The organism is Nonomuraea aurantiaca (genome assembly GCF_020215705.1).
GTDB lineage: Bacteria > Actinomycetota > Actinomycetes > Streptosporangiales > Streptosporangiaceae > Nonomuraea > Nonomuraea aurantiaca.
Window position 1 is genome coordinate 1075204 of the sequence record NZ_JAIWNB010000001.1, and the last position, 19903, is coordinate 1095106.

General features: G+C 69.3%; 20 protein-coding genes. 5 read left to right on the forward strand and 15 right to left on the reverse strand.

Annotated features, from left to right (window positions below):
* Window positions 1–188: 188 nt before the first annotated feature.
* The 4 genes from LDL49_RS04880 to LDL49_RS04895 form a co-directional block, all read right to left on the reverse strand.
* The gene (locus tag LDL49_RS04880) at window positions 189–1367 is read right to left on the reverse strand and encodes a helix-turn-helix domain-containing protein (protein WP_225289665.1); all 1179 of its coding nucleotides are present in this window, start codon (window positions 1365–1367) and stop codon (window positions 189–191) included.
* A 179-nt stretch (window positions 1368–1546) separates the two neighbouring features.
* Window positions 1547–1843 (reverse strand): hypothetical protein, encoded by a 297-nt coding sequence (locus LDL49_RS04885; RefSeq protein WP_225289666.1) that lies wholly within the window; start codon window positions 1841–1843, stop codon window positions 1547–1549.
* An 89-nt stretch (window positions 1844–1932) separates the two neighbouring features.
* Window positions 1933–3261, reverse strand: coding sequence for a DUF8832 domain-containing protein (locus tag LDL49_RS04890; RefSeq protein WP_225289667.1), 1329 nt, complete (start codon window positions 3259–3261; stop codon window positions 1933–1935).
* Complete coding sequence (locus tag LDL49_RS04895; protein WP_225289668.1) at window positions 3258–4505, reverse strand: hypothetical protein; 1248 nt, start codon at window positions 4503–4505, stop codon at window positions 3258–3260. The genes LDL49_RS04890 and LDL49_RS04895 overlap by 4 nt, the downstream gene beginning before the upstream one ends.
* A 264-nt stretch (window positions 4506–4769) precedes the next feature.
* Here LDL49_RS04895 and LDL49_RS04900 point away from each other — a divergent pair, with 264 nt between their 5' ends.
* From LDL49_RS04900 to LDL49_RS04915, 4 genes are read left to right on the forward strand one after another with little or no spacing between them, the layout of a single operon-like run.
* Complete coding sequence (locus tag LDL49_RS04900; protein ID WP_225289669.1) at window positions 4770–5585, forward strand: ATP-binding cassette domain-containing protein; 816 nt, start codon at window positions 4770–4772, stop codon at window positions 5583–5585.
* A gap of 22 nt (window positions 5586–5607) precedes the next feature.
* Window positions 5608–6591 (forward strand): ABC transporter permease, encoded by a 984-nt coding sequence (locus LDL49_RS04905; RefSeq protein WP_225289670.1) that lies wholly within the window; start codon window positions 5608–5610, stop codon window positions 6589–6591.
* Between the two features lie 10 nt (window positions 6592–6601).
* Window positions 6602–7561, forward strand: coding sequence for an ABC transporter substrate-binding protein (locus LDL49_RS04910; RefSeq protein WP_225289671.1), 960 nt, complete (start codon window positions 6602–6604; stop codon window positions 7559–7561).
* A 19-nt stretch (window positions 7562–7580) separates the two neighbouring features.
* Entirely contained in the window at window positions 7581–8198 is a 618-nt protein-coding gene (locus tag LDL49_RS04915; RefSeq protein WP_225289672.1) for a TetR/AcrR family transcriptional regulator, read from the forward strand.
* A gap of 34 nt (window positions 8199–8232) precedes the next feature.
* Here LDL49_RS04915 and LDL49_RS04920 read toward each other — a convergent pair whose 3' ends face one another.
* From LDL49_RS04920 to LDL49_RS04940, 5 genes are all read right to left on the reverse strand, one after another.
* Window positions 8233–8499, reverse strand: coding sequence for a hypothetical protein (locus LDL49_RS04920; protein WP_225289673.1), 267 nt, complete (start codon window positions 8497–8499; stop codon window positions 8233–8235).
* 69 nt (window positions 8500–8568) lie between these two features.
* On the reverse strand, window positions 8569–9420 hold the full coding sequence (locus LDL49_RS04925) for a helix-turn-helix domain-containing protein (protein ID WP_225289674.1): 852 nt from the start codon (window positions 9418–9420) through the stop codon (window positions 8569–8571).
* A 56-nt stretch (window positions 9421–9476) separates the two neighbouring features.
* Window positions 9477–9737 carry a hypothetical protein gene (locus LDL49_RS04930; protein WP_225289675.1) on the reverse strand — a complete coding sequence of 87 codons (261 nt, stop codon included), beginning with the start codon at window positions 9735–9737 and terminating at the stop codon, window positions 9477–9479.
* An 88-nt stretch (window positions 9738–9825) separates the two neighbouring features.
* Entirely contained in the window at window positions 9826–10836 is a 1011-nt protein-coding gene (locus LDL49_RS04935; RefSeq protein WP_225289676.1) for a phosphotransferase family protein, read from the reverse strand.
* A 56-nt stretch (window positions 10837–10892) separates the two neighbouring features.
* On the reverse strand, window positions 10893–11699 hold the full coding sequence (locus tag LDL49_RS04940) for a GNAT family N-acetyltransferase (protein ID WP_225289677.1): 807 nt from the start codon (window positions 11697–11699) through the stop codon (window positions 10893–10895).
* 66 nt (window positions 11700–11765) lie between these two features.
* Between LDL49_RS04940 and LDL49_RS04945 the strand changes: the two genes are divergently transcribed.
* A complete protein-coding gene (locus tag LDL49_RS04945) occupies window positions 11766–12659 on the forward strand; it encodes an ROK family protein (protein ID WP_225289678.1) in 894 nt (297 codons plus the stop codon).
* On the opposite strand, the gene LDL49_RS04950 is transcribed toward LDL49_RS04945, so the two are convergent.
* The 6 genes from LDL49_RS04950 to LDL49_RS04975 all read right to left on the reverse strand — a co-directional run bounded on the left by LDL49_RS04950 (window position 12649) and on the right by LDL49_RS04975 (window position 19855).
* Window positions 12649–13776 (reverse strand): methyltransferase domain-containing protein, encoded by a 1128-nt coding sequence (locus LDL49_RS04950; protein ID WP_225289679.1) that lies wholly within the window; start codon window positions 13774–13776, stop codon window positions 12649–12651. The two genes, LDL49_RS04945 and LDL49_RS04950, sit on opposite strands and share 11 nt — an antisense overlap.
* Window positions 13773–13922 carry a hypothetical protein gene (locus LDL49_RS04955; RefSeq protein WP_225289680.1) on the reverse strand — a complete coding sequence of 50 codons (150 nt, stop codon included), beginning with the start codon at window positions 13920–13922 and terminating at the stop codon, window positions 13773–13775. Before LDL49_RS04955 ends, LDL49_RS04950 begins: the two co-directional genes overlap by 4 nt.
* Before the next feature lie 92 nt (window positions 13923–14014).
* The gene (locus tag LDL49_RS04960; RefSeq protein ID WP_225289681.1) at window positions 14015–15697 is read right to left on the reverse strand and encodes an acyclic terpene utilization AtuA family protein; all 1683 of its coding nucleotides are present in this window, start codon (window positions 15695–15697) and stop codon (window positions 14015–14017) included.
* Complete coding sequence (locus LDL49_RS04965; protein WP_225289682.1) at window positions 15694–16476, reverse strand: enoyl-CoA hydratase-related protein; 783 nt, start codon at window positions 16474–16476, stop codon at window positions 15694–15696. The genes LDL49_RS04960 and LDL49_RS04965 overlap by 4 nt, the downstream gene beginning before the upstream one ends.
* A complete protein-coding gene (locus LDL49_RS04970; RefSeq protein ID WP_225289683.1) occupies window positions 16473–18326 on the reverse strand; it encodes an ATP-binding protein in 1854 nt (617 codons plus the stop codon). The genes LDL49_RS04965 and LDL49_RS04970 overlap by 4 nt, the downstream gene beginning before the upstream one ends.
* Window positions 18323–19855, reverse strand: coding sequence for an acyl-CoA carboxylase subunit beta (locus LDL49_RS04975; RefSeq protein ID WP_225289858.1), 1533 nt, complete (start codon window positions 19853–19855; stop codon window positions 18323–18325). Before LDL49_RS04975 ends, LDL49_RS04970 begins: the two co-directional genes overlap by 4 nt.
* Between the last annotated feature and the right edge of the window lie 48 nt (window positions 19856–19903).

The window sequence follows — 19903 nt, forward strand, 5'->3', positions numbered from 1 at the left end:
GGAGGTATCCCTGCGGTGTACAGAGGGAGCGTGGCGAGGGCTCGACGCGCCAGCGGATCGCGGCCAGCAGCGAGAGCAGGTCCCGGAAAGCCATGTAGTGAAGCTATGACTCTGAGTGACCATTCTCCATGGACGGTGTGTCCTACCTGTGCTGACAGCCTCATATGACCAGGACGTCGTGTCCTACTTCAGATGTCGAGGGTGCTGGCCAGTGACCGAATGGCCGCCGAAGGGCGCATCTCCCTTTCTCGGATGCTCTCCACTAGCTGGCGGGCAACTGTCTGGTGGCGGAACCACCCCACCGATTGAGAGCGGGCCTCCATCAGCCGTTCGGTAGCTGTGGCCAGGTGCCTGTTGTCAAGGTGCGCCTGTCCGACGTCCAGCAGGTGCCGACCGTAGGCAATGCCGGTCAGATCTCCGGGTCTGATGCGCCGGGCGGCTCGTAGCGCCTTGGCTGGCTCCCGCAGCACCGTGTAGGCGTGGGTCTCCTGTGTCGCCACGGCGGCAGGTCCGAAAGAGGTGTTGTAGAGGGCGACTCGGTGGCCAAGCCGTTGGGCACCGGCCGTCGCCAGGTGGATGTAGTCAGCCACGTCTCGACCGGCCGCCGCCGTGGGTGCCAGAGCGGTCATCACCAGGTTGCCCCAGGCCGCCACGTGGTGAGGTGGTGCTGAGAAGGCGGGCTCGATGCGTTGTGCCATGGTGACGGCGAGCCGTTCGGCCTCCTCCAAGCGTGCCTGATGCAGCAGCACCCAGGCGTAGGTGGCATGCAGGGTGGCCCAAAGCAGTTCGTCGGTCCCTTTGCGCGCGACCCTGATGGCACGTTCGGCGCCGATCGCGGCCAGATCTTCGCGGCCGAGATGGACCATGACGCTGGCGGCCAGGTCGTAGGCCATCGCCAATGGGTAGACGGCTGCTTCACCCATAACCGAGTGGGTTAGCCTGGCTTCCAGGATCAGATCGGGCAGACGGCTGATCAAGGTGGCGAAGTCGCCCGTCCAGTAGGAGCGGCACGCGTGGTCAACCGCTTCGGCGATATCGCGTAGCGGGGTCGGTTCACCATCGTGGCCGTCGTCCAGGCCGGGCAGGAGCGATGGCGACAGCAGAGCATTGCGAAGATCCAGGACGCTCGCTCCGTCGCGGCCGGTCCCGAGTTGGTCGCGCTTGCCGACCAACTGGCTCAGTTCGACGTCCAGAGCGTTGGCCAGTTTCATGAGGGAAGTGAGGCGGGCCGAGCTGCGCTGTCCCTGCTCCAGCTTGGCGATCAGGTCACGAGACAGGCCCGAACGCTCGGCAAGCTCCTCCTGCGTGAATCCCCGATCGCGTCGAACCGCCCGGAGACGCGAACCGATCGTGCCAGTGTGGGTCATCGACTCGGACCTTCCCTCCGCATATCTCCACGATTCGCGATCAGCAACGCTGTGGCCTGGCGCTACGTGGAGTACAACCCAACAACCCCTGCCAGTCTGCCGAGGGAGAGCCGGAAAGAAAAGCGCCGGGATCGAGACCGTCTTCCAGCCTCGCGTTACCCTGACCGATCACGCACCAGTCAGCCGGTGATCGGCGCGTTCACGGTCAGCACCTCCTCGCCCGCAGGCCCGTTCAGCCGGATCGAGAGCTCCCAGACGCCGGTCATCGGGAAGAACTCGCCCTCTGCGACGAAGTGGCCGGGTTCCGGCTCCCGGGCGGTGATCTCCGGCATGGCGTGACCCATGGCAGGCATCACGGTGGACAGGGCCGCGCTGTCCGCGTCACCCGAGGTCAGCCGCACGTCCACGACGACGCGTCCCGTGGTCGGTCGGTCGATCGAGACAGTGGCGGCGTAGTGCGTTCTTCTGGCGGTCACCCGGAGCGGATCAGGGGCCGAGTTTCTTCCTACGATGAGGAACGTCACCACTGCCACCGCGAGGACGGCGACGGCCACCGCAGCCCGCTTCACTGCGAGGCCCCCGATGCCGTGACGTTGATGGTGAAAGGCGCGGTCACGATGTGGTCGCCGGTCGCGTACTGGGTCCACGCGAGGTAGCGGCCCGGCGACGGGAAGCTGAAGGTGAAGCGGAGCCGGGGGCCCGGCGTTCCCATCTCGTGTACGTGGCCGAGGAAGGTGCCGTCCTGGCTGCGGACGATCAGGTGGCCGGTCATGCCCAGCCAGGGGCGTGGGGTGCTGGATGTGCTGAGTTCGATCGTCGTCGGGCGGCCCGCGACGGGAGCGGCGGGGTTCAGGAGCGGCGTGACGGCCTCAATGGGTGTCTCTGCTCCAACCGAAACGTCAGACGCGTCACCGTTTACGCTGAACTCGCCGGTGATCAGTTGCCCGCCGGAGTCCCCGCGCTCCAGTTCTGCGTACGCCAGATACCGGCCCGGCCGGTCGGCTCGCATCTTGACCTCCAACCGGCCCGGTGCCGTGCGCAGCGGATGTATGTGGCGGAAGTAGCGCCCGTCCTCGCTGGTCAGGATCACGTGAGCGAGGGCCTCGTGGTGCAGGACGAGGTCGTCCACGGGCCGGCCGGTGGAGCCGTCGACCAGGTCGAGCCGCAACGTGAACTCCTCTCCGGCGGCCGGGCGGGCCGGGAGCGTGGCCATCCGGCCCTGCGCGAACGGGCGTCCGCCGGTCTGCGCCCCCGACGCCGCCCCAGCTCCCGCCCCCGCTCCCACCGTCGGCGCCACCGTGGGTGGGGCGCCGTCGGGTGGGGCGGCGGGGAGTAGGGGCTCGAAGATGACGACCATGGCGGCGACCGTCAAACCGATCGCGGCGCCGCCGGTCAGCAGCATCGCCTGATTGCGACGGGCCAGTGCTCCGGTGAGCAGGCCGCCGATCATCAGCAAGGCCGCCACGAGCAGGCCACCGTAGATCAGCAGCTCTATCGGCGACCCGCGATCCACCAGGACACGGAACGGCACCACGGCGGTCTCGTTCCCCGCCCGCAGCGTGAGCTCGTGCGGGCCCGTCCGGTCCACCGTGAGCTGCGTGTACTGAGGTTCGTACGCGGCTCGCGCCACGCCCGTCACCGTACGGCCGTCCGCGACCGAGCGCAGCTCCAGGGCGACCGGCAGGTCGGTCACCGGCTGGAAGGCGATGACACCGATCTGCAAGGGCCCGGGCACCCGCTTCGTCCCCTTGATTACGATGGTGAGCTCCGTGCCCGCGATCGTCTGGGCGATTCGCAGATCCGCTCCGACCGTGACATTGTGCGCGGCGGCCGGAGCGGCGCCCGCCAGCATCAGAACGGCGGCCAGACAGAGGACCCGGAGGACTCGGATCATGCCCGGTCGGCGTCGGCCGCGCTGGGCGGAACGGGCTCGGTGTCGGCCGCGCTGGGCCGAACCGGCATGGCAGTGACCGCGCTGGGCGGAGCCGGCTCGGCGTCGATCGCAGTGGACGGAACCGGCTCGGTGTCGGCCGCGCTGGGCGGAACCGGCTCGGAGTCGGCCGCGCTGGGCCGAACCGGCTCGGCAGTGACCGCGTTGGGCAGGAACAGCGCCCCGAGCGCGAGCCCGACCAGTCCGGCCACGACCGGCGCGCCGGTCCACAGCTCAGGGACGGTGGGCAGCCCGCCGGCCGCCACCGACGCGGCCCCCATGTACAGCGACCAGGTGAGGAAGCCCGACAACCCGGCGAACGCCCAATAAGCGCCCCGTCGCTCGCCCGAGGGCTTCAGCCAGAGGATCAGCAGGTCGCTCACGAGGCCGGCGACGACGAACGTCAGCAGGACCGGCAGGTTCCCGAACGCCGTCTGCGCACCCGACATCAGGATGCCCACCGCGTGCAGGATGGTCACGCTGCCGAAGGGAAGGCGCCAGCGACGCGCCAGCAGCAGTACGGGGGCGAGCGTGACGATGTTGCTGATGACCATGCCGCTGGCCAGCCGGTCGGCGCCCTGGTCGTGCATCTCGGAGAAGGCCCTGACGATGCCCTGCGGGCTCCACTGCAGGGCGTCGGCGTACCCCAGGAACAGCGACACCAGCGTGGTGGCGAACGCGAGCCCGATCAGCGCCGGGAGCAGCCGGCCGAGCGAGGGTCGAGGGCCCACGTCCGGGGCGTTCCAAATGGAGCGGAGCGGTGTGGTGATGATGAGGAGCATCGTCACGATCAGCCCGAGGTGCGAGGGGCTGAACAGGATGTTGATCGTGGTCTCGATGCCGAGGAAGGTGTGCCACATCATGTCCAGGAGCCCGAAGACGGCGAACGCGGGCACCGCGAGCAGCCCGGCCAGGTAGCCCGTGGGCACCGCCGCGACCCCCTGGCGGCCGGTCCGGACGTTGCGCCACACCTGCCAGATGATCCAGCCGGAGACCACGGCGAACCCCGAATAGAACGCCGCGTGCCAAGGCGTGAAGAACGTCTCCAACTGCGTCAGGTTCGAGTGCGCCCACGCGTCGATCATCAGTCCGATGCCGAACCAGACGCCCAGCAGCGCGGTGACCAGGTCCGTTCTGGGTGACACCCAGCCGCGCTGTTCTCCCGAGTCCGCGAGTAATCGCCGTATCCCGGTGTCGGTCACTGCCATGTCAAGACTTCCTCCTTCTAGATCGAATAGATCGGATAGCTCGAATCCTGGCAGACGGAGCTGGGAGATGAGCGCCCGGGTGATGATCTTCTCGAAGGTCGCTCGTCAGCGCCCTGCCCGGTTTCGCGCTTCGTGCGAGGCTTCAGGCGGCCATACCAAGCCGTGTGAAGATCTGGGTTGACAACGATGTCATTAGCAGCACTTGATAGTCCTATGTCCGCACCGCTGCTGGAAGCCCGCGGGATCGTCAAGAGTTACGGCCACGTGGAGGCGCTGCGCGGCGCGGACTTCGCGCTGCTCCCCGGCGAGGTCGTCGCGTTGATCGGCGACAACGGCGCCGGGAAGTCGACGCTGGTCAACATACTTTCGGGCGCCGAAAGGCCGGACGCCGGCGAGATCGTCGTGGACGGCGAGCCGGTGGAGTTCGGGTCGGTCGAGGAGGCCAGGGATACCGGGATCGAGACGGTCTATCAGGATCTCGCGCTGTGTGCTGATCTGAGCCCGGCGGCCAATTTCTTTCTCGGCAGGGAACTGCTTCACAAGGGTCTGCGCGGTCGGCTCGGGCTGCTCGACAACGCGGCCATGCGGGCCCGTACCAGAGAAGCCTGCGAAACGCTCGGGGTCCGGCTCAAGTCGCAGAGCGCGCCTGTTTCCACGTTGTCGGGCGGGCAGCGGCAGGGCGTTGCGGTCGCGCGGGCGGTGACGTGGGCGCGCAGGGTGGTGTTCATGGACGAGCCGACCGCCGCGCTCGGGGTCGTGCAGACGCAGCAGGTGCTGGAGCTCATCCGCAGGGTACGGGACTCCGGGGTGGCGGTGGTGCTGGTCAGTCACAACATGCAGGACGTCAAGGCGGTGTCCGACCGGGTCGAGGTGCTGCGATTGGGGCGGCGGGTGGCGAGGTTCGAGACGGCGAGGGTCTCGATGGAGGATCTGGTCGGCGCCATGACGGGCGCCATCGAACAGGCCACTGAGGAAGCAGTCTCCGGTCAAGGCGCTGAGCAAGCCTCCGGTCAAGCAATTGAGCAAGCCGAAGGCCAAGCCGCTGAGCAAGCCACCGGCCAGCCGGAGATACCCAGGTGAGCGTCGTCGTGCGGAGGCTGAAGTGAGCGTAATTGAAACGCCGCCCGAAACGAGCGCCCCCGAGAAGACCCGCCTGCGCGACCGCCAAGTCGTCTGGATCGCCGCCGTCCTGGCCGCTCTCCTGGCCGTCTTCTCGATCCTGCGCCCCACCAGCTTCGCCACCTCCTTCAATCTCCTCAACCTCGTCAGCGACGCGGCCATCCTGCTCCTGCTCGCCACCGGCATGACCTACGTGATCATCACCGCGGGCATCGACCTCTCCGTCGGCGGCGTGCTGGTGTTCAGCGCGGTCGCGGCCACCAAGCTCATGGACGCCACCGGCTCACTCCTGCTCGGCGCCGCGACCGCCGTACTGACCGGTCTGGCCTGGGGGTTGCTGAACGGCTTTCTGATCGCCAAGGGCCGCATCCCGGCGCTTATCGTGACGCTCGGCACGCTGGGCATGTCGCTCGGCGGCGCGCTGCTGCTGACCGGCGGCGTGGATCTGCGCGCGCCCGGCGACCTCAACCTCGGCCTGGGGCTGGCGCGCTGGCTCGGCGTGCCGGTGATCGCGTGGATCTGCGCCGCGATCACCGCCGTACTCGGCGTCACGCTGGCACGCACTCGCTTCGGCCGTCACACGTACGCGATCGGCTCCAACGCCAAGGCGGCCCGCCGTGGCGGCGTGGCCGTGAACAGGCACTTGATCAAGGTGTACGGCCTGGCGGGGCTGCTGGCGGGCCTGGCCGGGTACCTGTCGCTCGCCAAGTACGGGATCACCGGCGTCTCCGCCCACTCCACCGACAACCTGCAGGCCATCGCGGCCGTGGTGATCGGCGGCACCTCGCTGTTCGGCGGCGTGGGGACCGTGGTCGGGACGGTCATCGGGGTGTTCATCCCGGTGGTGCTGCAGAACGGGTTCCAGATTCTCGGGGTGCGGCCGTTCTGGCAGCAGGTGGTGGTGGGCGCCGTGCTCGTCGCCGCCGTCTATGTCGACCAGTGGCAGCGCGGCAGGCGCGACCAGTAAGGAGACGACCATGCGTGAGGCTCTGGCACTCGCGACGCTGTTGCTCACCGTCGCGGCCTGTGGTGGTGGGGGGACGACAGCCCAGAGCGGGCCCACCAAGATAACGCTCATCCAAGGGCTGGCCGGCGAGGAGTTCTACGAGACCATGGCCTGTGGCGCGAAGGCCAAGGCCAAGGAGTTGGGCGTGCAGCTCGACGTACAAGGGCCGCAGAAGTTCGATCCGACGCTGCAGACGCCGATCGTCAACTCGGTCATCGCGAGCAAGCCCAACGCCATGCTGATCGCGCCGACCGACGTGAAGGCGCTGATCGCGCCGCTCACCCAGGCCAAGCAGCAGGACATCAAGATCATCCTGGTGGACACGGTGGTCGAGGACCCGAGCATCGGCCTGTCCCGGATCAGTACCGACAACGTCAAGGGCGGCGCCGCCGCCGCGAAGGCGCTGGCCGAGCAGATCGGCGACAAGGGCAAGGCGCTGGTCATCTCCACCGACCCGGGCGTCAGCTCGGTGGACGCCCGGATCAAGGGGTTCGAGCAGGAGATCAAGGCGAGCCACCCGGGGATCTCCTATCTCGGCGTCCAGTACTCGCACAATGACGTCAGCGAAGCCTCCAAGATCGTCAACGCCGCGCTGGCCAAGGACCCGGACCTGGCCGGGATCTTCGCCACGAACCTCAACTCGGCCACCGGCGCGGGCTCCGCGCTCCAGCAGGCGGGCAAGCTGGACAAGGTGAAGATGGTCGGTTTCGACGCCGGTCCCGCACAGGTCAAGCAGCTCCAGGACGGCGTCGTGTCCGCCCTGATCGCCCAGTTGCCCGGCGAGATCGGCGCCAAGGGCGTCGAGCAGGCCGTCGCCGCGGTGAAGGGCCAGCCGGTCACCGCCTCGATCCCGACCGACGCCACGATCGTCACCAAGCAGAACCTGAACAGCCCCGAGATCCAGAAGATCCTCTACAAGGCGGGCTGCTGAGGGCCGATAGGCTGACCCGGTGCGGAGTACGAACCGGGCCGAGCAGGCAGACCAGCGCAGGGCCGAGCTCCTGGAGGCCACCCGCAAGGTGGTCCTGGAGCGCGGCCTGGCCCACACCCGGATCGCCGACATCGCCAAGTCGGTCAACGTCAGCGGCGGCCTCATCCACTACCACTTCGCCACCAAGGACGAGCTGATCACCGCCATGCTGCGGGCCACCCTCGACATCGAGGGCGCCCGCCTGGGGGAGCTGGTGGCCGGTCCCGGCACCGCGATCGAGCGCCTGGACCGGGTCCTGCGCTACTACATCCCGGAGTCCCGTTCCGACCAGAGCTGGCTGCTGTGGATCGACGCCTGGAACACCGCGCTCCGCGAGCCGGCGGTCAGCGAGATCATGCTGGAGCTCGAATCGGCGTGGCTGGGCGCCCTCACTCAGGTCCTCGCGGACGGCACGGAGTCGGGCGAGTTCAGCTGCGAAGACCCGGCGGCCTCCGCCGAGCGCATCGACGCCATGCTGGACGGCCTGATCATCCGCTATACCCTCCACCCGGCGGCTCTGACCCGCTCCCGCCTGCTGGACCACGCACACACGGCGGCGGCCAGAGAGGCCGGGATCGAGCCTTCGTCGTTCGAATAGGGAAGGCGCTTTCCCGCGAGGCACAAAAAAGGGGCTACGCGGGCAGCGCGGCGAGGAGGAAGGCCAGCCGGGCGGCCGCGCCCTCGACGTCGTCCGTCGTGCCGAGCCGATATCCCCACGAGGTGATGAAACTTCCACTCTCGGAGAGAGTGACGGTTTCGGCCAGGGTGGCGGAGAAGCGGTTGCGCACGGACACATAAGCAGGGTCGCTGGACAGAGCGAGGTTCTGAATCGCCAGGTCGGCGTGCCGTCTCGCATACCAAGCGAACCGCTCGAGGCTGAGCGCGGTGTCAAGCATCATGCGTCACCTCCGCAACGTCTCGCGACAGAATTGCACGATCTTGTGGTGGGAGGCAAGCAATTGCGATGGTTAATGTGAGGATTGTTGCCGATAGTCGTTAAGAATGCGGATGATGACGTCTCGACCGGCCTCGTCGAACTCGGCGCACTTCGCGTAGTCCTCGAACGCCCGCACGTAGAAGGCGATGTCGTCGGGGTCGCGCAGCACCAGGTCCTTCGTCATGGTGGCCAGGCCGATCATGGCCTCGTTGTAGATCCAGAACCCGTTGATCGGCGACGAGGGGATCTCGGTGCTGAACGGGATGACCCCGAACTCCACGTTCGGCAGCGTGCTCACCGCCAGCAGCCGGTCGAGCTGGCCGTGCATGACGTCGAGCGGGGCGATCCGGGTGCGCAGCGCCGACTCCGTCACGACGAACCTGAACGTGCGGCTGCGGTCATAGAGGATCTCCTGGCGCTGCATCCGTACGCGGACCGCCGCGTCGATCTGGTCGGCGGCGCTGTAGAGGCGCTTGACCTTGCGGAAGACGTGCCTGGCGTACTCGGAGGTTTGCAGCAGCCCGATGACGATCGCCGGCTCGAACACCCGGAAGAGCTTGGTGCGCGCCTCCAGATCGCGGATGTCCTCCTGGAGCGCGGCCAGGCCGCTGCGGTGCCGCTGCTTCCAGTCGTCGTGCCGCTCCAGCAGCGCGATGGACTGCCGGATCAGGTCGTCCGCCGTCTCCGAAGGCGCGTGTACGGCAGCCGCCCAGACGACCACGTCGTCCTCTGTGGCGGTCTGCCGGGCGTTCTCCAGGCGTGACACCTTCGACGGCTGCCACCGGAGCCTTTCGGCCAGCTCTTTGCCCGAAAGGTGGGCGGCCTCGCGCAACTGGCGTAGCTGGCTGCCGAGGTCGACGCGCGCCTGCTGAAACGACGTCACCGCATGAGGCTAGACCGGGTTGCGTGGATCATGCCAGACCCGGTTTGCAATTGTGATCAATCGGTCGCTGGGGGTGTCCCGTCCCTGCTTGGGAGAGCGGTTGCCGGGGTTTCGGCCAGGACTCGGCGGGCTATTTCGGTGATGAGCTCGCGGGGGACCTCCACGGCCGTCTCGCCATCGAGGATGTCGCGAAGGTCCGCGAGCGCTTCTTTGTCGGTGAGTTCGAGGCCCTGAACGACGATCGTGCCCCGATCGGTCTCGTACAGGGTGGGGCAGGCGCCCGCCTCCGATGTGGAGCCGAGGAACCGCATCCGCATGTCTATCCTTCCCCGAGTATCAACTGCAATTGCGCGCAATTGTATGGGTCGGGCGGACATAAATGATCGTTTTGGGAAAAATCGGAATTTAGAGGAGTCCGTCCATGAACTCCTGGGCCCTCGCGAACAGGGCCAGCGTGGTGGCGTGCAGCATGTCGCCGATGTCCTTGGGGGCCTGGCCCGCGCACGCCCTGGCATGGCTGCCCTCCAGCACGATGCCCAGCTTGAAGCAGGCCAGCACGGCGTACCAGTCGATGGCCGACAGGTCGCGCTCGGACAGCGCCGCGTAGTAGGCGACGAGCTCTCCCGGCGCTGGCAGGCCCGGGACGTGGTCGTTGTTCGACGGCCAGGTGGCCAGCAGCCAGCCCAGGTCGAGCAGCGGGTCGCCGATGGTGGACATCTCCCAGTCGACGATCGCCGCCACCCGGGGGCCGTCGTGGGCGAACATCAGGTTCGCGAAGTGGTAGTCGCCGTGCATGACCCCCGGTGTGAACGTCGCGGGCCGGTGCCGCTCCAGCCACTCGGCCGTCTCGGCGAGGCGGGGGATATCGGGGCCGGGGTAGCCGTCGAGTCGGCCGTACGAGTCGAGCTCCTTGAGCCAGCGCGGCACCTGCCGTTCGAGGAACCCGTCAGGCCGGCCGAAGCCGGGCAGCGCGGCGGGATCGACGCGCCCCAGCTCGGCCAGCGCGGCCGCCGCCTCCAGCCCCATCCGGTGCCGGATCGCCGGGTCGGAGGCGTGCGGCTCGGGCAGCCCGTTCGACGGGTTGAAGCCGTCGACCGGCTCCATCAGGTAGAAGACCGGCTCGTCCGCCGTCTGCGCGGCCACCAGCCTCGGCGCGGGCACCGGGGTGTCGCGCAGCGCCGCGAGCACCCGCGCCTCCCGGCGCAGCACCTCGTTGCTCTGCTGCCGGGCGTGCAGGGGAGGTCTGCGCAGGATGTACGGAATGCCGCCGCGCTCGAAGCGGACCATGACGTTCTGCGTGCCGCCGAGGACCGGGACGGCGTCGCCGATGACGCCGCCGGGCAGGCCCCGGGCGTCCATCCAGGCGCCGAGCGCGCCGAAGTCGATGGCGCCGACGTCGATGTGGGTGGAGGTCATCGCCGCCCTTTTGTAGAATGAAGTTCTAGTACCTTATGAGAGGCGCGTTCGGCCGGTCAACCGAGCGCCTGCATGTACGGCAGGAACTGGCGGGCCCGGTCGCCAGGAAGCTCGCCGCCCAGCACCATGAGCGAGACCGGCCACGGGTTGCCGATGCCGTGCTCACCCGCCCACCTGACCAGGCCGTCCTTGGCCAGGTCGAGGTCCAGTCGCACGACGCCGCCCACGTCCAGGGCCAGGTCGCCGATCAGCGCCTCGGCGGTCGCCTGGTCGCGCGCCACGACCGGGCCGATGACCACGTTGCCGTCGTTGCGCCACGCGTGCCCGAAGCCGCCCTCGGCCACCCGTACCTGCTCCCCGAAACCGAACATGCGGCGCAGCAGCGGCGACCTGTCCGTGCCGAACACCTCCGCGTCCAGCGCCAGGATCGCGCCGAGGTCCTCCTGCGTGGCGGGCCGGGTGCGGCCGGAACGCTCGCCCCGGAAGACGCCGGTGTGCATGGCGACCCTGCCGACGGTACGGAAGCCGAGCCGCTCGTACAGCGGGCGCCCGTTCTCGGTCGCGTGCAGCCAGACGACGCGGCCTCCCGCCTGCCGCAGCACGTGCTCCATCAATTTGCCGGCCAATCCCTGCCTGCCGTACCTGGAGGCGGTGAGGACCATGCTGATCACGGCGTGGCCGTGGCCGTAGCGGGTCAGGATGTTCGTCGCGGCGAGGCCGTCCCCGTCGGGCGCATCGATCCCGTACACCTCGCCGACCTCGAACAGCAGCCCCCACTTGTGCCGCTCGGGCGGCCACTCGCGGTCCTGGGCCAGCCGGGTGCAGGCGTCGAGGTCGGCTCGGGACAGCAGGCGCGGATTCATGCCGGACATCTTTCCTGGTCCCCGGCCGCTTGTTCAAAACGATTTACTAGGAGTGTGGAGTGCGTTGTGGCGGTCGATGTGGGCGGGACGACGCTGAAGGGCGGCCTCGTCGGCCGCGACGGCACTCCGCTGTACGTGGAGCGCCGGGCCACGCCACGCGCCGACGGCCCCGGACAGGTGATCGCCGCCATCTCGGCCTTCGTCACGGACCTCTCCCGCGCACGCTCTTCCGGTGGTGGGGTACTGGAGCCTGTCGCCGTGGGGCTGGCCGTGCCGGGGCTGGTGACGGCGACGCACGCGGTGTTCTCCGCCGCGATCGGCTGGCGCGACGTGCCCGTCGAGGCGTTCACCGAGGTCGACCTGCCGGTCGCGCTCGGCCACGACGTCCGCTCGGCGGGGGAGGCCGAACTGGCGTACGGCGGCGGATCGGGAGACGTGCTGTACCTCCCCATCGGCACCGGCATCGCGGGCGCGGTGGTCCTGTCGGGCAGCCTGTACGGCGGAGCCGCCGGCTGGGCCGGCCAGATCGGCCACATCCCGGTACGGCCCGACGGTGTCCTTTGTGCCTGTGGCCAGCGCGGCTGCCTGGCGGCGTACGCTTCGGCCTCGGCCATCGCGGCCCGCTGCGGCGCGAGCTCCGCCGCCGACGTGGTCGCCCGCGTGCGGACGGCCGACGCTCAGGCCGTGGCGGTCTGGAACGAGGCGGTGGAGGCGCTGTCCCTGGCCCTGGCCACGTACACCCTGCTGCTCGACCCGGCCCTGGTGGTCATCGGCGGCGGCCTCTCGCTGGCGGGCGACACCCTGATCGCGCCCCTGCGCGACCGGCTGGCGTCCCTGCTCACCTTCCGTCGCCCACCGGCCCTGCGCGTCTCGGCCCTCGGCGTCCACGCGGGCCTCCTGGGCGCGGGCCTCCTGGGCTGGCGCGCCCAGGAGACCCACTGGCAACCGATCAGCCGATGACCCGCTCCGGCGTGTCCAGCCAGATGTGCTGGCCCTCGGGGGTGACCGTCATGCCGAACCGGTCACGGCCGGGCTCGCCCCAGCTCACCCACCGGAAGTAGGCGTCCACGGCCTCCTGCCAGACGGCCCGGTCGCCGATCTGGTAGGCGTCGTAATAGTCACGCTTCGGCTCCCAGGCCGCCGCCCCCCACCGGTCGCTGTCACCCATGACCCACATGCGAAAGAAGCCAGGCTCGCGGTAGGTATGAGAGTGCAGGCGGGTCAGCGCCGAGATCGCCAGATCGGCTCCGGCCGGGGCGTAGGCGAGGGTGCGCGGGTCGACCGTGGTCGTGAAATCGCGCGCCTCCTCAGGATCGACGGCGGTGACTCCGGCCCACCGCTGGGAGCGCATCATCATGTACGAGGCGAAGCCGGGGAAGCGGCCGATCGCCGTGCCGTCCGGCCTGACCACGAGCCGCACCGCATGGTTGAGGCCGAAGCCGGGACAGTAGGGGGCGACGATCACCGCGCCGGGCCGGGACTGTGCGATCCAGGCGTAGGGCACGGTGTGGATGCCGCACGTGACATGCACCCGATCGAAGGGGGCGTGGCCGGGGAAGCCGTACGCGCCATCACCGACGAGAAGATGCGGCTGTACTCCGGCGGCGACGAGGTTCTTGGCCGCTTGCTCGGCGTTTGCCCTGTCGATCTCGATCGAAGTGACGTTGGTCTCGCCGACCACGTGAGAGAGCAGGGCAGCGGTCCAGCCGGTGCCGGTGCCCACCTCGAGCACCCGATGGCCGGGTTCGGGGTCCAGCCATTGGAGCAGGTCGGCTACAGTGCTGGGCGCGGAATTGGACGAGGTGAAGCCGGTGGCGCCGAGCTGGATCTCGGTGGCACCGTCGTCGAGCTGGGTGACCAGCACGCTGTCTGAGTAGACCACCTCCCACCAGGTATCGGGGTCGGCGTCGCGGTCGATGATGATCTCACGCTCTTCCATCCCGACGAACCCCTGCGCGATCGACGGGATGAACAAGTGACGGGGAACGGCTCGCAGCGCGCTGAGCACCCACTTGCTGCGTGGGGAAACGGCCTGGATCTCGTCGAGCATCCGCTCGATTCGGTCGGGGACGTTCACTTCTTGTCCCCGTTGTTGCCGTTGTCCTCGTTGCCGCTCTTCCCGCCGTTGTGCTTGCCGTCTCCACCCTCCAACCTGTCTCCGCGGTCGGGCTTCTCAGCAACGAACTCCTTGTACTTCTTCGACTCGCCTTCGTGCTTACCCATGACGATCTCCGTCGCCTAGTTAGCGACTCCGCATAGTCATCCCGCCGCAACAATATGGCTACGGAGTGTGATCAGACAAGCGGATTCCGCTATCAGGGCAGCAGCATCGCCGGCACGTCGACAGGCTGGGCGCGTAGCAGCTCGCCGAGTGCCTTGGCCTGGGGGTCCATGCGGGGACTGGCCGCCACGCCCCTGCCCAGCAGGCCGTGGACGACGAAGTTGAGCGCGTGGAGGTTCGGGAGCTCGTAGCGGGTGATCCGGTGGGCCGCCAGGTCGGGGAGGAGCTCCTTCAGGCGGTCCGTCGTCAGGTGCGCCGCCAGCCAGTCGTACCGCTCCGCCGTGTCGACCCAGACGCCCAGGTTGGCGTTGCCGCCCTTGTCGCCCGAGCGGGCGCCCGCCAGGCGGCCCAGCGGGAGGCGGACGGTGGGTTGATCCGCCGAGAGCCGCGATGGGGGACGCCGTACGACGTCCGGCTCCAAGCCGGCCGCTGCCGAGACGCCCACGGGCACGGGGACCTCCTCGCCGTCCAGGAAGACCTGGGCCCGCACCTCCGCGGCCGGTACCAGGACCGGCAAGTACACCCCGTACGGCGACGCGTTGCCCGGCGGGGTCAGGCCGTAGAAGCCGGGATAGCCGGACAGCCCCGTCTCCACCACGGCCGAGGAGAAGGCGCGGCCGGCCCGGCGCTGGTCGGCGTCCATGACCGTGATCCGCAGCAGCCCCCCGTCCGCGAGCGTGACGTCCACCGCGTCGAACGACTCCTTCGGCACCCTGGCCCAGATCGCCTCCTCCGCCACGCGGGCCTTGGCCTCGATGTCCAGGCCCGTCAGGACCAGCGTCATCGTGTTGCGGTATCCGGCCAGGTAGTTGACCGCGACCTTGAGCGTGCCGGGCGGCGGCTCGCCGCGTACGCCGGAGACGCGCACCCGGTCGGGACCGTCGTCCGTCAGGGTGATGGTGTCGAAGCGGGCCACCACGTCGGGCCCGAGGTAGCGGGGCCCGGCGATCTCGTAGACGAGCTGGGCCGTCACCGTGCCGATCGAGACCAGGCCGCCCGTCCCCGGATGCTTGGTGATCACAGAGGAGCCGTCTGCGTGCAGCTCGGCGATGGGGAAGCCGCAGTGCGCCAGATCCGGTACGTCCTGGAAGAACGCGTAGTTACCGCCCGTGGCCTGGCAGCCGCATTCGATGATGTGGCCCGCGACCACCGAGCCCGCCAGGGGATCGAGGTCGCCGGGTCCCCAGCCGTACCGCCAGATGCCGGGGCCCGTCACCAGGGCCGCGTCCGTGACGCGGCCGGTCACCACGACGTCGGCGCCGGCCGACAGGGCCGCCGCGATCGGGCGGCCGCCCAGGTAGGCGTTGGCGGTCAGGGGCGTCGCGGCGAGCTGCTCGCCGGTGTCGGCGTTGGTCAGGTCCAGGTCGCGGCCGGTGAGGTCGTCGCCGGTGACGTGGGCGACCTTGGGGGAGAGGCCGAGGCGGGCGGCGAGCTCGTGTACGGCGGCGGCGCACCCGGCCGGGTCCAGCCCTCCGGCGTTGGTCACGATTTTGATGCCTCTATCGAGGCAGGTGCCGAGGACCTCTTCGAGCTGGGTCAGGAACGTCGGCGCGTAGCCGGGGCGGCCCTTGAGGCGGTTGCCGGCCAGGATGAGCATCGTCAGCTCCGCCAGCCAGTCGCCCGTGAGCACGTCGATCGGCCCGCCCTCGACCATCTCCCGCGCGGCCGACAGCCGGTCACCGTAGAAGCCGCTGCAATTGGCGATGCGCAAGGTCATATGCCGGGGACCCACCTGGCCGGACGCTTCTCCATGAAGGCCGCGATGCCCTCCTGGCCCTCCTCGGAGGTGAAGCGCTGGGCGGACAGCGCGGTCATCTGCCGCAGCCCCTCCTCGAACGACAGCTGCGGCAGCTCCCTGACCAGCCGTTTCGTGATGGCCAGCGCCTCGGGGCCGCCCTTGAGCAGCATCCCGGCATAGTGCCGCACGGTCGCGTCGAGCTCCTCGGCGGGTACGGCCCGCGTCAGCAGCCCGATCTCCGCCGCCCTGGCCGCGTCGAACACCTCGCCGGTCAGGAAGTATTCGGCCGCCGCCCGGGGATCGAGCCTGCGCAGGACCGGCACCGAGATCATCGCGGGCACGACGCCGAGCCGTACCTCCGTGAACGCGAAGGAGGCCGTCACCGGCGCGATCGCGAAGTCGCACGCGGCCACCAGGCCGAGCCCGCCCGCGCGGGCCGTGCCGTTCAGGTGGCAGATGACCGGCTTCGGGCTCTCCCAGATCAACGAGAGGATCTCCGGGAACGACGCCGTCACCGGCGCGTCGCCGACCCCCGAAGCGGGCTCGACGCGCTGCTCCTTCAGGTCGGCGCCCGAGCAGAACACCGGCCCCGCGCCGGTCAGCACGATCACCCGGACGTCCGGCTCGGTCAGCGCCCAGTTCAGCCGGCGTTCCAGGTCGCCGAGCAGCCGCACCGACAGCGCGTTCCTGTTGGCCGGCGAGTCCAGCGTGATCGTCGCGATGCCGCCGTCCAACTCCTTGTGGACCAGGCTAGTCATGAGTCCCCTTCCCGGATGATCGCCAGCACGGCGCCCGCCTCGACCTGCTGCCCCTTCTCGACGTGTACGCCGGAGACGACGCCGTCGGCGGGCGCGGCGATCTGATGCTCCATCTTCATCGCCTCCAGCACCAGCACCGCCTGGCCCTTCACCACGCGGTCACCCGGCTCGACCTCGACCCGCAGCACGCTACCCGGCATGGGGGCGAGGAGTGAGCCCGGCGCGACCTGCTCGACGGGCTCGGGCAGCCGGGGCGCGGGCGTCAGCTCGACGGAACCGCTGGGGGAGTCGACACAGACCTTCCCGTCGTAGCGGGCGATCTCGAAGGTGTGCCGTACGCCGCCGCGTTCCAGGACGATCCTGGACGGGTCCGCATGGACCAGCTCGATTCCGTCGGGAAGCGGCTCGTAGACGACCTCGGCCTCGTCGAAGACGGCGCGCGAGGGCTGCGAACGGACGTTCCGCCAGCCGGAGGGCAGGCTGCGCAGGACCGGCGCGGCGGCCCGGTTGGCGGCGGCCTGGGCGAGGGCGGCGGCCAGTACGGCCAGCTCATCGAGGTGTCTCTGGCCGTGGTCGTGTCCGTCCAGGAACCCGGTGTGCGTGTCCCCAGCCCTGAAGTCACGATTTGTCAGGACGCTAACCAGCAGATCCAGGTTGGTGGTTATGCCGTGGATCCGAGCGCGTCGCAGCGCCGTCGTCAGCTTCCGTATCGCCTCGTCCCGGGACGAGCCATGAGCGATCACTTTGGCGAGCATCGCGTCGTAATGAGCGGAGACGACCGACCCCGCCTCGACCCCCGAATCAACCCGTACGTCCTCAGGCACCTCGAACCGCCGCAAGACCCCGGTCTGCGGAAGATAGTCCGCGTCCTCCGCGTACAGCCGCACTTCGACCGCATGCCCCTGAGGCGGCGGCGGGGAGCCCGGCAGCGCCAGCCCCTCGGCCACCTCGATCTGCAGCCGTACCAGGTCCACACCGTAGACCAGCTCGGTGACCGGGTGCTCGACCTGGAGCCGGGTGTTCATCTCCAGGAAGGCGACTTGATCCCCCTTGACCAGGAACTCCGCCGTCCCGGCCCCGACGTAGCCGATGGTCCTGGCCGCCCTGACCGCCGCCTCGCAGAGCTCGTCCCTGACCCGCTGGGTGATACCGGGCGAGGGGCATTCCTCCACGACCTTCTGGTGCCGTCGCTGGATGCTGCACTCCCGCTCGCCGAGCGCCCACACGGTGCCGTGCCGGTCGGCCAGGATCTGGACCTCGACGTGCCTGGCCCCTTCGAGCAGCGGCTCGACGAACACGGTCCCGTCGCCGAACGCCGCCTCGGACTCGCGCCGCGCCGACGCGATCTCCCGCTCCAGCTCGGCTGGGTCGCGGACCACCCGCATACCCCGCCCGCCACCACCGGCGGATGCTTTCACCAGCACGGGGAACTCCGTGACGGCTGTCGGCAGCGATGGCAGCACCGGCACCCCGGCCTCGCCCATCAGCCGCTTGGCCTCGATCTTCGACCCCATGGCCGCGATCGACGCCGGCGGCGGGCCCACCCACACCAGCCCGGCAGTGAGCACAGCCTGGGCGAAGCCCGCGTTCTCCGACAGGAACCCATATCCCGGATGCACGGCGTCGGCGCCCGCCGACCGGCAGGCCGCCACGATCCGCTCGATGTCCAGATAGGTCTCCGCGGGCTTGGCGCCGCGCAGCCGTACCGCGTAGTCGGCCTCGGCCACGTGCGGCGACCCGGCGTCGGCGTCGGAGAAGACGGCCACCGTCTCGATGCCGAGCGAGCGGCAGGTACGGAAGACGCGCCGGGCGATCTCGCCCCGGTTCGCGACGAGCAGACGAGTGATCACGGCCGGAACACCCCGAATCCCGCCGCCTCGGGCACCGCGGCGCTGTTGATCGCCGACAGGCACAGCCCCAGCACGGTCCTGGTGTCGCGCGGGTCGATCACCCCGTCGTCGTAGAGCCGCCCCGACAGGAAGTACGGCAGTGACTCCGCCTCGATCTGCGCCTCCACCATCGCCCGCATGGCCGCGTCGCCCTCCTCGTCGTACACCTGACCACGGGCCTCGGCCGACGCCCGCCCGACGATCGACAGCACCCCGGCGAGCTGCGTGGGCCCCATCACCGCCGACTTCGCGCTCGGCCACGCGAACAGGAACCGCGGATCGTAGGCCCGGCCGCACATCCCGTAGTTTCCGGCCCCGTAGGAGGCGCCCATCACCACGGTGAGGTGCGGCACCGTCGAGTTGGACACCGCGTTGATCATCATCGCGCCGTGCTTGATGATGCCGCCCTGCTCGTAGTCTTTGCCGACCATGTAACCGGTCGTGTTCTGGAGGAACAGCAACGGAGTGCGCGACTGGTTCGCGAGCTGGATGAACTGGGTCGCCTTCTGCGATTCCTCGCTGAACAGCACCCCGCGCGCGTTGGCCAGGATCCCGATCGGATAGCCGTGCAACCGCGCCCACCCCGTCACCAGGGAGGCCCCGTACAGCGGCTTGAACTCCTCGAACTCGCTGCCGTCCACGATCCGCGCGATCACCTCGCGCGGATCGAACGGCACCTTCAGGTCCTGCGGCACGATCCCGAGGAGCTCTTCGACCGGATATCGCGGCTCTTGTACGGCCTGAGGCTCCGTGCCGAGCTTGCGCCAGTTGAGCGACCGGACGATCTGCCGCCCGATCCGCAGCGCGTCGTGCTCGTCGAGGGCCAGGTAGTCGGCCAGGCCGCTGGTGCGCGCGTGCATGTCGGCCCCGCCGAGCGACTCGTCGTCGGACTCCTCGCCGGTCGCCATCTTGACCAGCGGCGGCCCGCCGAGGAACACCTTGGCCCGCTCCTTCACCATCACCACGTAGTCGCTCATTCCGGGCACGTAGGCCCCACCGGCCGTGGAGTTGCCGAACACGAGCGCGATCGTCGGAATCCCCGCCGCCGACATCCGCGTCAGGTCCCGAAATATCCGCCCACCCGGGATGAAGATCTCCTTCTGCGTCGGCAGGTCCGCGCCACCGCTCTCCACCAGATTGACGTACGGCAGGCGGTTCTGGAGCGCGATGTCGGCGGCCCTGAGCGACTTCTTGAGCGTCCACGGGTTCGACGCGCCGCCCCTGACCGTCGGATCGTTCGCGGTGATCACGCACTCGACGCCCTCGATCACCCCGATCCCGGTGACCATGCTGGCACCCACCGGGAACTCGCTGCCCCACGCGGCCAGTGGCGACAGCTCCAGGAAGGGGGAGTCGGGATCGACGAGCAGCTCGATCCGCTCGCGGGCCAGCAGCTTGCCCCGTTTCCGGTGCCGCTCCACGTATTTGTCGCCGCCGCCCGCGACCGCCTTGGCCTGCTCGGCGTCGAGCTCGTCCAGTTTGCCCAGCATCGCCGCGCGCCGCTCCTGATGGTCGGCGCCGCTGGGATCGAGCCTGCT

Excerpts from the sequence above, each read along its gene's own strand:
- LDL49_RS04880 (WP_225289665.1), bottom strand. The coding sequence starts at position 1,367 with ATGACCCACACTGGCACGATCGGTTCGCGTCTCCGGGCGGTTCGACGC.
- LDL49_RS04890 (WP_225289667.1), bottom strand. The coding sequence starts at position 3,261 with ATGATCCGAGTCCTCCGGGTCCTCTGTCTGGCCGCCGTTCTGATGCTG.
- LDL49_RS04895 (WP_225289668.1), bottom strand. The coding sequence starts at position 4,505 with ATGGCAGTGACCGACACCGGGATACGGCGATTACTCGCGGACTCGGGA.
- LDL49_RS04910 (WP_225289671.1), top strand. The coding sequence starts at position 6,602 with ATGCGTGAGGCTCTGGCACTCGCGACGCTGTTGCTCACCGTCGCGGCC.
- LDL49_RS04920 (WP_225289673.1), bottom strand. The coding sequence starts at position 8,499 with ATGATGCTTGACACCGCGCTCAGCCTCGAGCGGTTCGCTTGGTATGCG.
- LDL49_RS04930 (WP_225289675.1), bottom strand. The coding sequence starts at position 9,737 with ATGCGGATGCGGTTCCTCGGCTCCACATCGGAGGCGGGCGCCTGCCCC.
- LDL49_RS04935 (WP_225289676.1), bottom strand. The coding sequence starts at position 10,836 with ATGACCTCCACCCACATCGACGTCGGCGCCATCGACTTCGGCGCGCTC.
- LDL49_RS04940 (WP_225289677.1), bottom strand. The coding sequence starts at position 11,699 with ATGAATCCGCGCCTGCTGTCCCGAGCCGACCTCGACGCCTGCACCCGG.
- LDL49_RS04955 (WP_225289680.1), bottom strand. The coding sequence starts at position 13,922 with ATGGGTAAGCACGAAGGCGAGTCGAAGAAGTACAAGGAGTTCGTTGCT.
- LDL49_RS04960 (WP_225289681.1), bottom strand. The coding sequence starts at position 15,697 with ATGACCTTGCGCATCGCCAATTGCAGCGGCTTCTACGGTGACCGGCTG.
- LDL49_RS04965 (WP_225289682.1), bottom strand. The coding sequence starts at position 16,476 with ATGACTAGCCTGGTCCACAAGGAGTTGGACGGCGGCATCGCGACGATC.
- LDL49_RS04975 (WP_225289858.1), bottom strand. The coding sequence starts at position 19,855 with ATGCTGGGCAAACTGGACGAGCTCGACGCCGAGCAGGCCAAGGCGGTC.